The organism is Microbacterium sp. C5A9 (assembly GCF_022627955.1).
In the GTDB taxonomy this organism is placed as follows: Bacteria; Actinomycetota; Actinomycetes; order Actinomycetales; family Microbacteriaceae; genus Microbacterium.
The window spans coordinates 86,400-98,734 of sequence record NZ_JABXGD010000004.1; the positions used below are offsets into that span (position 1 = coordinate 86,400).

Annotated in this window: 14 protein-coding genes; 8 read left to right on the plus strand and 6 right to left on the minus strand. The window is 70.3% G+C overall.

The annotated features are described in order from the left end of the window. The first annotated feature begins 5 nt into the window (after nucleotides 1-5). The 3 genes from HWD99_RS09035 (at nucleotide 6) to HWD99_RS09045 (ending at nucleotide 2,369) form a co-directional block, all read left to right on the plus strand. Nucleotides 6-1,064, plus strand: coding sequence for a PLP-dependent cysteine synthase family protein (locus HWD99_RS09035; protein WP_241795911.1), 1,059 nt, complete (start codon nucleotides 6-8; stop codon nucleotides 1,062-1,064). Between the two features lie 107 nt (nucleotides 1,065-1,171). Then, nucleotides 1,172-1,687, plus strand: coding sequence for a glycine cleavage system protein R (locus tag HWD99_RS09040; protein ID WP_241795912.1), 516 nt, complete (start codon nucleotides 1,172-1,174; stop codon nucleotides 1,685-1,687). Between the two features lie 25 nt (nucleotides 1,688-1,712). Next, nucleotides 1,713-2,369 (plus strand): class I SAM-dependent methyltransferase, encoded by a 657-nt coding sequence (locus tag HWD99_RS09045; RefSeq protein WP_241795913.1) that lies wholly within the window; start codon nucleotides 1,713-1,715, stop codon nucleotides 2,367-2,369. Nucleotides 2,370-2,449: 80 nt separating this feature from the next. Here HWD99_RS09045 and HWD99_RS09050 read toward each other — a convergent pair whose 3' ends face one another. The 3 genes from HWD99_RS09050 to HWD99_RS09060 form a co-directional block, all read right to left on the minus strand. Continuing rightward, nucleotides 2,450-3,463 carry an aldo/keto reductase family protein gene (locus HWD99_RS09050; RefSeq protein ID WP_241795914.1) on the minus strand — a complete coding sequence of 338 codons (1,014 nt, stop codon included), beginning with the start codon at nucleotides 3,461-3,463 and terminating at the stop codon, nucleotides 2,450-2,452. Between the two features lie 67 nt (nucleotides 3,464-3,530). Then, nucleotides 3,531-5,156 (minus strand): DUF4407 domain-containing protein, encoded by a 1,626-nt coding sequence (locus HWD99_RS09055; RefSeq protein ID WP_241795915.1) that lies wholly within the window; start codon nucleotides 5,154-5,156, stop codon nucleotides 3,531-3,533. Nucleotides 5,157-5,244: 88 nt separating this feature from the next. After that, a complete protein-coding gene (locus tag HWD99_RS09060) occupies nucleotides 5,245-5,811 on the minus strand; it encodes a TetR/AcrR family transcriptional regulator (RefSeq protein WP_241795916.1) in 567 nt (188 codons plus the stop codon). 66 nt (nucleotides 5,812-5,877) lie between these two features. Here HWD99_RS09060 and HWD99_RS09065 point away from each other — a divergent pair, with 66 nt between their 5' ends. Further along, the gene (locus HWD99_RS09065) at nucleotides 5,878-6,516 is read left to right on the plus strand and encodes an NAD(P)H-dependent oxidoreductase (RefSeq protein WP_241795918.1); all 639 of its coding nucleotides are present in this window, start codon (nucleotides 5,878-5,880) and stop codon (nucleotides 6,514-6,516) included. On the opposite strand, the gene rlmN is transcribed toward HWD99_RS09065, so the two are convergent. Beyond that, on the minus strand, nucleotides 6,465-7,754 hold the full coding sequence (gene rlmN, locus HWD99_RS09070; protein ID WP_241795919.1) for a 23S rRNA (adenine(2503)-C(2))-methyltransferase RlmN: 1,290 nt from the start codon (nucleotides 7,752-7,754) through the stop codon (nucleotides 6,465-6,467). The genes HWD99_RS09065 and rlmN overlap by 52 nt on opposite strands. Nucleotides 7,755-7,825: 71 nt before the next feature. Here rlmN and HWD99_RS09075 point away from each other — a divergent pair, with 71 nt between their 5' ends. Genes HWD99_RS09075 through HWD99_RS09090 form a run of 4 tightly spaced genes read left to right on the plus strand, consistent with a single transcriptional unit; the run spans nucleotide 7,826 to nucleotide 10,470 of the window. Further along, the gene (locus HWD99_RS09075; protein ID WP_241795920.1) at nucleotides 7,826-8,377 is read left to right on the plus strand and encodes a ribosomal protein L7/L12; all 552 of its coding nucleotides are present in this window, start codon (nucleotides 7,826-7,828) and stop codon (nucleotides 8,375-8,377) included. 58 nt (nucleotides 8,378-8,435) lie between these two features. After that, nucleotides 8,436-9,074 (plus strand): bifunctional 4-hydroxy-2-oxoglutarate aldolase/2-dehydro-3-deoxy-phosphogluconate aldolase, encoded by a 639-nt coding sequence (locus HWD99_RS09080; RefSeq protein WP_241795921.1) that lies wholly within the window; start codon nucleotides 8,436-8,438, stop codon nucleotides 9,072-9,074. Nucleotides 9,075-9,127: 53 nt separating this feature from the next. After that, nucleotides 9,128-9,724, plus strand: coding sequence for an ankyrin repeat domain-containing protein (locus tag HWD99_RS09085; RefSeq protein WP_241795923.1), 597 nt, complete (start codon nucleotides 9,128-9,130; stop codon nucleotides 9,722-9,724). Next, nucleotides 9,721-10,470: a sulfite exporter TauE/SafE family protein gene (locus HWD99_RS09090; protein WP_241795924.1), complete on the plus strand. Its 750-nt coding sequence runs from the start codon at nucleotides 9,721-9,723 to the stop codon at nucleotides 10,468-10,470. The genes HWD99_RS09085 and HWD99_RS09090 overlap by 4 nt, the downstream gene beginning before the upstream one ends. A gap of 17 nt (nucleotides 10,471-10,487) precedes the next feature. Here the strand turns inward: HWD99_RS09090 and HWD99_RS09095 are convergent, their stop codons facing one another. Continuing rightward, nucleotides 10,488-11,321: an NAD(P)-dependent oxidoreductase gene (locus HWD99_RS09095; RefSeq protein WP_241795925.1), complete on the minus strand. Its 834-nt coding sequence runs from the start codon at nucleotides 11,319-11,321 to the stop codon at nucleotides 10,488-10,490. Nucleotides 11,322-11,407: 86 nt separating this feature from the next. Then, nucleotides 11,408-12,169, minus strand: coding sequence for an SDR family NAD(P)-dependent oxidoreductase (locus HWD99_RS09100; RefSeq protein WP_241795926.1), 762 nt, complete (start codon nucleotides 12,167-12,169; stop codon nucleotides 11,408-11,410). Between the last annotated feature and the right edge of the window lie 166 nt (nucleotides 12,170-12,335).

A 12,335-nucleotide genomic window follows, 5' to 3' on the forward strand; every position in this document is an offset into this window, starting at 1 on the left:
GAGGGATGAGCGACTGGACCAGCACCGCGATCGCCCTGCTGGAAGCCGACGCGAACCGCAGCGCGGACACACATCTGCACCTCTTCCCGCTGCCGCCCGAGTGGGGCATCGATCTGTACCTGAAGGACGAGTCGGTGCACCCCACCGGCTCGCTGAAGCACCGGCTCGCCCGTTCGCTGATCCTGTACGGACTCGTGAACGGCCGCATCACCGAGCACTCCACACTGGTCGAGTCGTCGAGCGGTTCGACGGCCGTCTCCGAGGCGTACTTCGCCCGCATGCTGGGGCTGCCGTTCGTGACGGTCGTGCCCCGCTCGACCAGCCAGGAGAAGATCGACCTCATCGAGTTCTACGGCGGCCGCTGTCATTTCGTCGACCGGGCCGAGGACATGTCTCCCGAGGCGCAGCGCCTGGCGTCGGAGTGCCACGGGCATTACCTCGATCAGTTCACCTACGCCGAGCGCGCCACCGACTGGCGCGGCAACAACAACATCGCCGAGAGCGTGTTCAGTCAGCTGTCGCAGGAGCGGCATCCGATCCCCCGCTGGATCGTCGTGGGTGCCGGCACCGGCGGCACGAGCGCGACGTTCGGCCGCTACGTCAAGTACCGGCGGCACGAGACGCGGATCGCCGTGGTCGACCCCGAGGGCTCGGCCTTCTACGACGGGTGGGCGGGCACCGTCGACCCTCCTGCCGGACGTCCGAGCCGCATCGAGGGCATCGGCAGGCCGCGCGTCGAGGCGTCGTTCGTGCCGACCGTGATCGACGAGATGATCCGCGTGCCCGACGCTGGATCGATCGCCGCGATCCGGATGCTGCGCGAGCGCACCCTGCACTGGGCGGGCGGGTCGACCGGCACCAACCTCTACGGGGCCTTCCAGCTGATCGCCCGCATGCGTGCGGCCGGCGAGACGGGCAGCATCGTCACGCTCATCTGCGACAGCGGCATCCGCTATGCCGGCACCTACTTCAACGACGAGTGGGTCGCCGAGCAGGGCTGGGATCTCGGCCCGCATCGCGCCCGGCTGGATCACCTCCTGGAGACCGGCGACTGGGTGGAGTGAGCCGCGGTTCACCGCTCCGCACGGACGCCGGGGACCGGCCGTCTCGCGGCGCTTCTCCTGCGCGATCTGACCGACGGCGCCGAATCGGGAACGGCTACGCTGGCCGCATGACTACTCTCATCCTCACTGTCGCGGGTGCCGATCGTCCCGGACTCGTCGCCGCCGTCGCCGATGTCGTCGATGCCCACGGCGGCAACAGGGAGAACAGCTCGTTGGCCGAGCTCGCGGGCACCTTCGCCGGCGTGATCGAGGTGTCGGTGGCCCCCGAGCATGCGGACGAGCTGCAGGATGCGCTGCGCGGCCTGCAGGGGCAGGGGCTTCTGACCCTCGCCGTCCTCACCGGAGCGCCCGCCGACTCGGACGCCGAGGATCGGGTGCTCGAGATCCAGGTGCTCGGCAATGACCGCCCCGGCATCGTCCGCGAGGTGTCCGGCGTGCTCCACGCGCATGATCTCAGCATCGAAGAGCTCGCGACCGAGACCCGCGATGCGGCGATGGCCGGCGGCCGGCTGTTCGAGGCATCCGTGATCGCGCGGGTTCCCGCATCGGTCGACCTCGATGCCCTGCGTCACGACCTCGAGCGCATCGCCACCGAGGTGCAGGTCGACATCACGGTCGCCTGACCGGGATCGGTCAGGCGCGCTGCCGATGGGGTTCGTGGAGGCCCTGGACCGGGTCAACGCCGCCCACCCCTGGTCGCACAACGACGCCTTCGCGGGCTTCGTGCTGCGGCATGCCCGCGCGGTGCGTCGACGAGGCGGAGACACCGCGGTGGATGCAGGCTGCGGCACGGGCGCCCTGGCGAGTGCGCTGTCGGAGGTCTTCCCCGCGGTGATCGGCATCGAGCCGGATGCCGACGCGGCGGCATCCGCCGCGCAGAGGTTAGCCGGTCGGCCCGTCCGGGTGGAGCAGCGGCGATTCGGTGCGGAGCCCGAGGACGCGTACGACCTGATCGTGTTCGTCGCGTCCCTGCATCACATGCCTCTGCGGGCCGCGCTCCAGGACGCCCGTGCGGCGTTGCGACCAGGGGGTCGCATCGTGATCGTCGGCCTCGCGCGCGAGACCTCGGCGGATCTGCTGCGCTCCGCGACATCGCTGCTGCTGAATCCGCTCATCGGCATGGTGCGGGGCCGGTCGCGCGCGGCCGAACCGCCCGTGCGCGCCCACGCCCCGACCGCTCCCGCGACCCAGACCTTCGACGAGATCCGCGCGATCGCTGCCGACGTGCTCCCCGACATCCGGATGCGTCGGCGTCTGTTCTGGCGCTACACCGCGCACTGGGAGGCGCCGGGCCGTCCGCTCTGAGTCGGAGCACTGCCCGATCCGACGCGAGGAGACGACGAAGGCCGCCGTTCCTCAGGAACGGCGGCCTCCATCGTGCAGGGTCAGACCAGGCGCGCCTTCGGCGACACCGAGTACGTCGCCTCGGCATCGCTGTTGACCGCGTCGCCCAGAGCGGCGTCGATCGCGGCGAGCGTGTCGGCGTCGAGCGTGACCCCCGAGGCCTTCACGGTGTCGGCGAGCTGCTCGGGGCGCGAGGCCCCGACCAGTGCCGCGGCGACGTTCTTGTTCTGCAGCACCCACGCGATGGCGAGCTGCGGCATCGTCAGACCCGCCTCCTCGGCGATCGGCTTCAGCTTCTGCACCGCGGCGAGGATGTCGTCCTGCAGGAAGCTCTTGATGAAGTCGGCGCCGCTGTGCGGATCGGTCGCGCGCGAGCCGGCGGGAACCGGCTGACCGGGCAGGTACTTGCCCGAGAGCACGCCCTGCGCCATCGGCGACCAGACGATCTGCGAGATGCCGAGCTCTTCGGAGGCGGGCACGACCTTGCCCTCGATCACCCGGTGCAGCATCGAGTACTGCGGCTGGTTCGAGATGAGCTGCACACCGAGCTTCGTGGCGAGGGCGTGCCCCTCGCGCAGCTGCTCGGCCGTCCACTCCGAGACGCCGATGTAGAGGGCCTTGCCCTGACGCACGACGTCGGCGAACGCCTGGAACGTCTCTTCGAGCGGGGTCTCGTAGTCGAACCGGTGGGCCTGGTACAGGTCGACGTAGTCGGTGCCCAGTCGCTTCAGCGAGCCGTTGATGGACTCGAGGATGTGCTTGCGGCTCAGGCCGGTGTCGTTCGGGCCCTTGGGGCCGGTCGGGAAGTAGACCTTCGTGAAGATCTCGAGGCTCTCGCGACGCTGACCCTCGAGCGCCTTGCCGAGCACGACCTCGGCGGCCGTGTTGGCATAGGTGTCTGCGGTGTCGAACGTCGTGATGCCGGCGTCGAGCGCGGCGTGCACGGTCTTCACGGCGGCGTCGTCGCCGACCTGCGATGCGTGGGTGACCCAGTTTCCATAGGTGATCTCAGAGACCTTGAGACCGCTGTTGCCGAGATAGCGATAGTTGACCATGCGACAACGCTACCGGCCGCCGCGGACGTCGGGCCCGGATCTCCGTGACCGGTCTCAGCGCCCGCCGTCAGACGCGGGGCTCGACCAGCTGCTCCTGCTCCTCGAGCGTCTGCGCCTGGGCGCGCTTCTCGGCGAGCTCGCGCTCCTTCGACTCCTGAGCCGCCTCGCGTCGCTCGGCGCGCGTCTGCGGCGTCTCCGCCGACTCCGTGCCGGTCTCCGCCTGGATCCCCTGCGACTGCGCGGTCACGATCGCTGCGCGATCGCGGAAGCCCTCGGCGGTCACCCTGTCGAGCGCGACCTGCTTGCGGATCGCCGCCGCCTTCTCGTAGAGCGACGGGTCGCCGTACGAGGTCAGCACCTTCACGAGCACGGGCAGCAGCTCGATCATGAAGAACAGAGCCGCGATCAGGATGTGCGCCCACAGGATCGTCGGCTCCTTCTCGCTGAGCCGGTTCAGGCCGCTGATCTGGCTCAGCAGACCGATCGCTCCCGCGTTGCCCGATGCCACGGACTCGGCGCGCGCGTTGTAGGCCGCGAGCGCGGTGTCGTAGCTGTCGCGGGCGGCGGGCAGCTGCGACTGCGCCTCCTCGCGGTTCTGCGCCTCCGACGTGCTGGTGTTCTCCTTCGCCGCGGTGCCGGCCGCGGCGAGCTCCTCGTTGGCGGTGCGCAGCTGCGCGGCGAGCGCGTCGTACGTCTGCTGCGCCTCTGCGAGCTGGGCCTGTGCGGCATCCGAGCTCGCGCCCTCGCCGTTCACCCCGGTGCAGCCGGGAACCGTGCCGGCGCCCTCACCGGTCAGCTCGCACTGGTAGAGGATCCTCGCCTGATCGATGACGGCCTGCTGGTCGGTCATCTTGGTCGTGAGGTCGTCGACCGTCGCCTGCGCGGCCGATTCGCTGGCCGACGACGAGTCGGTGCCGGCGACGACACCGGTGGCCGCCTGGTTCTCGAGTGCGGCGACGCGGTCGGATGCCGCGTCGAGCGCCTTCTTCTCGGGCCCGGTCTCGAGCGCATCCTGGTCGGCCTGCGCCTGCGTGATGTTGGTCGAGGCGACCTCGCGCGCGATGTCGTTGTGGAAGATCTGCAGCACGAGCGGCTCGGCGACGACGAAGCCGATGATGGCGGCCATCACGACTCGCGGGATGGCGAGGCCGATCAGCTTCCAGACGTTGCGCGTCGAGGTCATGGTCGACGTGAGGAACCGGTCGAGGTTGAAGATGATCAGCGCCCACACGATCGCGAGCGGCACGGCGAGCCAGATCGCGGCCTGCACGCCCGTGGTCAGGGCGAAGAGCATCGAGATCGCCGAGACGAGCGCGGTGCCCGCCAGGACGAAGAACATCTGCACGAAGCGCGGTGTCTCGCCGGGCACCCGGTCGAGGATCTCCCCGTCGGCGCCACCCAGGATCGCCAGCTGACGCAGTCGCGAACCGGGTGTCCGAGGCGTCCGCTCGCGCGGCTGGCGGCGAGGCTTCGGCTCCCGCGCCGGGGCGGGAGCGGCGGAGTCGTCCGTGGCCGCATCCGCGTCGGGTTCCGTCGTCGTCCGGTCGACGGGCTCCGGCGCCTGCAGATCGGCGCCGGTGGGCTCGTACTCCCGCAGGAAGTCGAGGTCATCCGTGTCAGCGTTCGGGTCGCTGTCGAGGATGATCCGACCCTGGGAATCGAACCGTCCGGGGCGGTGGGCAGAATAGGGCATCCCGACAATCTACGAAACGTCGCCTGTGGAAAACGTGCACGAACCCTGTGTTTCCGCCTCTGCGGGGCCGCCCGGACGCGGCGGACGGTCAGCGCGGAAGCATGCGGGCGAGCGCATCGGCGCTCGCGGCGAGCGCATCGTCGAGGGAGAAGTGCCCTGCCGCGCACAGCGTGGCAAGCCCGTGCACGAGGCCCCACACACCGGTGACGCTGTGCTCGTCGAGCCCCGCGGCGACGGATGCCGTTCCCAGCAGCTCTTCGAGCTCGGCGATCAGCGGGGCCATGGTCTCACTCGGCTCGCCGGGGATGCAGACCGTGGGGTCGTAGACGACGTCGAAGCCGTTCGGATGCTCGACCGCATAGCGGATGTACGCGGCACCACCCTCGATCGCGGCGGATGCAGGGTCGGATGCCCCCTCGATCGCCGCGCGCACCGCGACGACGAGATCACCCATGCTCCGCTCGGCCAGCACCTTGAGCAGTCCACGGCGGTCGGAGAAGTGGTGGTACGGGGCGTTGTGGCTCACATCGGCGGCGCGGGCGACTTCGCGAAGGCTGATCTCCCCCGCCGGCTTCTCCGCGAGCAGCTGCATCGCGGCCGCCTCGAGGGCATGGGCGAGGTCGCCGTGGTGATAGCCGGATCGAGAACTTGACACAAGCAACATTGTTGCCTATCTTGACAGTGTCCACCACAGCTTGACACTGTCAACATAGGAGTCCATATGTCTTCCGCACTGATCATCGACGGGCACCCCGATGCGCGCTCCCTTTCGGCCGAAGTCGCCCGGCGCTACGCCGCAGCGCATGGAGACGCGCGCATCCTGGCGCTGCGCGACCTCGTTTTCGATCCGTCACTGCGATTCGGCTACCGCCAGCGCATGGAACTCGAGCCCGACCTGATCGACGCGAAGCGCGCCCTCGCCGAGGCCGCGACCGTCGTCGTGGTCACGCCGCTCTGGTGGGGATCGGTGCCCGCACTGCTCAAGGGCTTCTTCGACCGCGCGCTCCTGCCGCAGCAGGAGTACCGCTACACGAAGCTCGGACTGGTCGAGGGCCTGCTGCCCGCCCGCAACGGCCGCCTGCTCCTCCTGGCCGACACCCCGTGGTTCCTGACACCCTTCACCGGCCTGCCCGCCCAGACGCACGTCGCCCGCGGCACACTGCGCTTCTGCGGCATCCGGTCGGTGCGCACCACACGCATGCTCGGCGTCAAGGACGCGACCCCCGCGCGCATCGAGTCGTGGCTCGCACGCGCCGAGTCGCTGGGCCGCCGAGACGGCATCCGCGATCGAGGTCGCGGCGCAGGGACTCAGGCCATGGCGGCCGAGGCCGCTTCGTCCTCGGTCGTCGCGACGAGCTGACCGCACGCGCCGTCGATCTCCTTGCCGCGGGTGTCGCGAAGGGTCGTCGGGATGCCGGCGTCGTTGAGCCGGCGCACGAACTCGTTCTGCACCGACGGCTCCGACGACGTCCAGATCGAGCCGGGCGTCGGGTTCAGCGGGATCGGGTTCACGTGCACCCAGCCACGACCGCGCTCGTTGAGCTTGTCGGCGAGCAGGTCGGCACGCCAGGCATGGTCGTTCATGTCCTTGATCAGCGCGTACTCGATCGAGACACGGCGGCCGGTCTTGGCGTAGTAGTCATAGGCGGCGTCGAGCGCCTCGTCGACCTTCCAGCGGGAGTTCACCGGGATGAGCTCGTCACGCAGGTGGTCGTCGGGGGCGTGCAGCGACAGCGCGAATGTGACGGGGATGTTCTCGTCGGCGAGCTTCTTGATCGCCGGCACGAGACCGACCGTCGACACCGTGATGCCGCGGGCGCTCATGCCGAGGCCGTCGGGCTGCGGGGCCACCATCGAGCGCACCGCATCCATGACGCGCTTGTAATTGGCGAGCGGCTCGCCCATGCCCATGAAGACGATGTTCGAGACACGCTCCATCGAGTGGTCGTCGGCCTTCTTGCCGCCGAGACCGCCCTCGGCGATCAGACGGTTGGCGCGCACGATCTGCTCGATGATCTCGGCGGTCGACATGTTGCGGGTGAGACCCGCCTGACCGGTGGCGCAGAACGGGCAGTTCATGCCGCATCCGGCCTGCGACGAGACGCAGAGCGTGATGCGACCCGGGTAGCGCATCAGCACCGACTCGACGAGGGCGCCGTCGTGCAGACGCCACAGGAACTTGATCGTGTCGCCGCGGTCGGTCTCGAGCCGGCGCACCTCGGTCAGCAGCGGCGGCAGCATGCCCGCGACGAGCGACTCGCGGATGCCGGCAGGAAGATCGGTCATCTCCGCGGCATCCGAGGTGTAGTGGCGGAAGTAGTGGGTCGAGAGCTGCTTCGCGCGGAATCCGGGCAGACCCAGCTCCTTCACCTTCTCGACGCGCTCGTCCGGGGTGAGGTCGGCGAGGTGCACGGGCGGCTTGCCGCGCTTGGGGCTCGCGAACTGCAGCAGCGGGCGCCCCTCGGCATCCTTCTGCTGGGTCCACCCCTCGGTCGCGGGGCGCACCTGCGGCGTGCCCGTGGAGCGGACCGCCCCCGTACGGGACGACGCGGATGCTGCCTGGGGGCGCGTCTCGCGCGTGCGGGGAGTCTCGGTCATACCCTCCAGGGTACGCGGTGCCGGGTGGGAGACGCCTGGGGCGCAGAGACCCCCCTCCCTAGACTGAGGCCATGGAGCTCATCCTGTGGGTCGGAATCGTTCTCGTGGTCATCGCCGTCGGCGCGGTGATCGTCGCCGCCGCACTGCGCGGCATGAGCCCGAAGGTGCCGGAGGCCCAGGCCTACCGCCCCTCGCCGGCACGGCAGACCGCGGCCGCCGCGACCACGACCATCACCCCCGCGTCGGGCCTGACGCCCGAGGTGATCGCCGAGATCGACCGCCTCGTCACCGCCGACCAGAAGATCCGCGCCATCAAGGTGTACCGCGAGCACACCGGCGTGCGGCTGCAGGACGCCAAGGACAGGATCGACCACTGGTCGGTCAGCACCACCGCCCCGCACACCGCCGCCGTCTCCCACGCGTCCGAGGCCCACTCCTCGATCACCGCCACCGCCTCGTCGGTGCGCGGCGCACTGCCGGCATCCGTCGCCGCCGAGGTCGACCGCCTCGTCGCGACCGACCAGAAGATCCACGCGATCAAGCTGGTCCGCGAGCACGCCGGCGTCGGGCTCAAAGAGGCGAAGGACCTCGTCGAGTCCTGGCCGCATCCGCACCGTCTGTGACCCACGCGGGGCGCCGTCGGGGAGAATGAGATCATCCCCCGATGAAGGAGCTTCTTCGATGCCCGACCGTCTCGACCGCGCCCGCAGCACCGGAGTGCTGGCCGTTCTGCGCGCCCCCTCGCCCGAGCTCGCCCTCGACGCGTCGGAGGCGATCATCCGCGGCGGCGTGACCGGCATCGAGGTCACCTTCTCGACGCCCGACGCCCCGGAAGTCATCCGCGAACTCATCGCCCGACACGGCGACGCCGCCCACATCGGGGCGGGCACCGTCACCACCGTCGCGCAGGCCGAGGCCGCCGCAGAGGCGGGCGCCGAGTTCCTCGTGAGCCCCGGCACCCTGCCCGCGCTCACCCGTGCCATGCTCGACACCGGCCGGGTCGTGATGACGGGCGCGATGACGCCCACCGAGGTCATGACCGCACTCGAGCTCGGCGTCGACGTCGTGAAGATCTTCCCCGCGTCGCTCGGCGGCCCGTCGTATCTCGGTGCGCTGCGCGGCCCCTTCCCCGACGCTCCGCTCATGCCGACCGGTGGGGTGACTCCCGACAACCTCGCCGACTGGTTCCGCGCGGGCGCCGTGGCGGTCGGCGCCGGTGGCGACCTCGCGAACGGCGCCTCGATCGCCGCATCCGACTGGGCCGACATCGAGCAGCGCTCGGCCCGCTTCGCGGCATCGCTGGCCGCCGCGCGCAACTGAGCCCCACCCCCGCCCTGTCGTCCCCCATCCCGTCATCCCCTGAGGAGTCCGCCATGTCCGACGCCACCCGCGACCTCCTCGACGCCGCCTCCTCCGGAGATGCCGACGCGGTGCGTGCGGCCCTCGACGCCGGTGCCGACATCGAGGCCCGCGGGCGAGACGGCATGACCGCGCTCGTGGCGGCGACCAAGGCGAACCACATCGACGCAGCACGCGCGCTGATCGAGTCCGGCGCCGACGTGAACGCCACCGACGACATCCAGGACTCGGCCTACCTGTACGCCGGCGCCCGCGGGCACGACGAGATCCTGCAGCTCGCACTCGCCAACGGGGCCGACCTCGCCAGCACCAACCGCTTCGGCGGCACGGCACTGATCCCGGCATCCGAGCGCGGGCTGCTCTCGACCGTCGACATCCTCCTCGCCGCGGGCGTCGACCCGAACCACGTCAACAACCTGAACTGGACGGCCCTGCACGAGGCGATCGTCCTCGGCGACGGATCGGACGTCTACGTCGACGTGGTGCGCGCCCTGATCGACGGCGGTGCCGACATCACGATCCGCGACGGCGACGGAGTCCTGCCCGTCGACCTCGCACGCTCGCGGGGCTACGACGCGATCGTCGCGCTGCTCGACGCCGACCGCCGGTGATCGCCCTCGAGCCGTGGGCGTGGGCCGCGCTCGCACTCGCCGCGGTGACGATCGGCATCTCGAAGACGGCCCTGCCCGGCGGCAGCATCCTGGCGATCGCGCTGTTCGCGACCGTGCTGCCCGCTCGCACCTCGACCGCCGCGATGCTCCTGCTGCTGATCGTCGGCGATGTGTTCGCCCTCATCACTTACCGGCGCCACGCGCACTGGCCCACACTGCTTCGACTCGCGCCCGCGGTGGTGGCGGGGCTGCTCGCCGGATTCGCGTTCCTCGCCATCGCCGGCGACGGCATCGTGCGCCGCGCGATCGGCGTCATCCTGCTCGCCATGATCGCGGTCACCCTCTGGCGGCGCTGGCGCCAGAGCAGAACGGATGCCGCGGCGCACGCGCCGGGCGGCGTGCTGCTCTCGAGCGTCTACGGCACACTCGGTGGCTTCACCACGATGGTCGCGAACGCGGGCGGACCGGTGATGTCGATGTACTTCCTGGCGACGCGCACCCCGGTGCAGGTGTTCCTCGGCACCTCGGCCTGGTTCTTCGCGATCATCAACCTCGTGAAGATCCCGTTCCTCGCCGGTCTCGGCCTGTTCGAGGGGCCCGTGCTGCTGATGGATGCCGTGCTCGCGCCACTCGTGGTGATCGGCGCCCTCGTCGGCATCCGCCTGGCGCGCCGCATGGATCAGCGCCTCTTCGACCGCATCGTCATCGCGCTGACGATCGTCGGCGCCGTCTACCTGCTCTTCTGACCCGCGAGCCCGCGCCCTCAGTCGAGGAAGATGTCGGGGAACAGGCGGTCGTCGGGTGTCCCCGGAACCGCGGCGTACCCCGAGAAGTCGGTGACTCCGTCGGCCTCGAGCACGTCTTCGACGATGAGCGACTGACCGGTGTACTCGGCCGCGGGCTTGAGCAGCACCGCATACGCGGCGTCGGCGTAGATGTCGGCCGTGCGGCTCGCCGCCATGACCTTGTCGCCCCCGAGCAGGTTCTGCACCGCGGCCGTGGCGATGGTCGTGCGCGGCCACAGCGTGTTCGCGGCGATCCCGTCGCGGGCGAACTCCGCGGCGAGCCCGAGCGTGACCATGGTCATGCCGAACTTCGCGAGGGTGTACCCGGTGTGGGCGCCGAGCCACTTCGGCGTGGGGTTCAGCGGCGGGGAGAGCGAGAGGATGTGCGGGTTCTCGGCGTCCTTCAGCATCGGCACGGCCGCGCGCGACAGCATGAACGTGCCGCGCACGTTGACGTCCTGCATCAGGTCGTACTTCTTCGCGCCCAGGTCGAGCGAGCGCGACAGGTCGATCACGCTGGCGTTGTTGATGACGATGTCGATGCCGCCGAACTCGCCCTGCGTCTTGAGCACGGCCTCGGTGATGTCGTCGTCGTCGCGCACGTCGCCGACGATCGGCAGCGCCTGGCCGCCGGCCGCGCGGATCTGCTCGGCGGCCGAGTGCACCGTGCCCTCGAGCTTCGGATGCGGGGTGTCGGTCTTCGCGAGCATCGCGATGTTCGCCCCGTCGGCTGCGGCGCGCAGCGCGATCGCGAGGCCGATGCCGCGGCTCCCGCCGGACATGAGGATGGTCTTGCCTGCCAGTGTGCTCATCAGCCGCCTTCTTGTGTCGAGTCGCGTGAACTGCTGTGTCTCCGGCGCGAATCAGGCACTGTGCGCGATTCGCCCGCCGGGGAGGTCTACTTCGGCGCCATGCGGATCGCGCCGTCGAGCCGGATCGTCTCTCCGTTGAGATAGCCGTTCTCGATGATCTGCTGCACGAGCGACGCGTACTCGTCGGGCCGACCGAGGCGCGACGGGAACGGCACCTGCTGGCCGAGCGAATCCTGCGCCGCCTGCGGCAGCCCCATCAGCATCGGGGTCTCCATGATGCCCGGCGCGATGGTGCAGACGCGGATGCCGTAGCGGGCGAGCTCCCGCGCGACCGGCAGCGTCATGGCATGCACGCCGCCCTTCGACGCCGAGTAGGCGGGCTGCCCGATCTGCCCGTCGAACGCGGCGACGCTCGCGGTGTTGACGATCACGCCGCGGTCCCCGCTCTCGGTCGGGTCGTTCTTCGCGATCAGCGCGGACGCCTGGGAGAGCACGTTGAAGGTGCCGACGAGGTTGATCCGCACGATGCGCTCGAAGTCGGCGAGCACCGCCGGGTTGCCCTCGCGGTCGAGGACCTTGGCGGGCGGGGCGATGCCGGCGCAGTTCACGACGATGCGCAGGGGCGCCTTCGCCTGCGCCGCGGCGACGGCCGCAGCGGCATCGTCGGCGCTCGTCACGTCTCCGCCGACGAAGACACCGCCGAGCTCGGTGGCGACCTCGGATCCCGACGACGACGGGAGGTCGAGGATCGTCACGACGGCGCCCGCTGAGGCGAGCCTGCGGGCCGTGGCGAGGCCCAGCCCTGACGCTCCACCGGTGATGAGAGCACTCGAGCCCTGGATCTGCATGCGGTTCTCCTTCGAACGTGCGACTCAGTGTCAGCCTAGCTGATCCGGAGTCCCAGCGAAGGGAGGGCCCGCTCCAGGCTGGCGGTCGCCCCTGAGCCTACGTCACCGACACCCCGCCGTCTCCGGCCGCACTCCGTCTCCGGTCGCTCTCCGGGCGAGCCCGGGC

Bases quoted from the DNA above. Each gene is read 5' to 3' on its own strand.
- HWD99_RS09075 (WP_241795920.1), top strand. From the start codon at position 7,826: ATGGAGCTCATCCTGTGGGTCGGAATCGTTCTCGTGGTCATCGCCGTC.
- HWD99_RS09080 (WP_241795921.1), top strand. From the start codon at position 8,436: ATGCCCGACCGTCTCGACCGCGCCCGCAGCACCGGAGTGCTGGCCGTT.
- HWD99_RS09085 (WP_241795923.1), top strand. From the start codon at position 9,128: ATGTCCGACGCCACCCGCGACCTCCTCGACGCCGCCTCCTCCGGAGAT.
- rlmN (WP_241795919.1), bottom strand. From the start codon at position 7,754: ATGACCGAGACTCCCCGCACGCGCGAGACGCGCCCCCAGGCAGCATCC.
- HWD99_RS09035 (WP_241795911.1), top strand. From the start codon at position 6: ATGAGCGACTGGACCAGCACCGCGATCGCCCTGCTGGAAGCCGACGCG.
- HWD99_RS09055 (WP_241795915.1), bottom strand. From the start codon at position 5,156: ATGCCCTATTCTGCCCACCGCCCCGGACGGTTCGATTCCCAGGGTCGG.
- HWD99_RS09045 (WP_241795913.1), top strand. From the start codon at position 1,713: ATGGGGTTCGTGGAGGCCCTGGACCGGGTCAACGCCGCCCACCCCTGG.
- HWD99_RS09050 (WP_241795914.1), bottom strand. From the start codon at position 3,463: ATGGTCAACTATCGCTATCTCGGCAACAGCGGTCTCAAGGTCTCTGAG.
- HWD99_RS09100 (WP_241795926.1), bottom strand. From the start codon at position 12,169: ATGCAGATCCAGGGCTCGAGTGCTCTCATCACCGGTGGAGCGTCAGGG.
- HWD99_RS09065 (WP_241795918.1), top strand. From the start codon at position 5,878: ATGTCTTCCGCACTGATCATCGACGGGCACCCCGATGCGCGCTCCCTT.
- HWD99_RS09040 (WP_241795912.1), top strand. From the start codon at position 1,172: ATGACTACTCTCATCCTCACTGTCGCGGGTGCCGATCGTCCCGGACTC.
- HWD99_RS09095 (WP_241795925.1), bottom strand. From the start codon at position 11,321: ATGAGCACACTGGCAGGCAAGACCATCCTCATGTCCGGCGGGAGCCGC.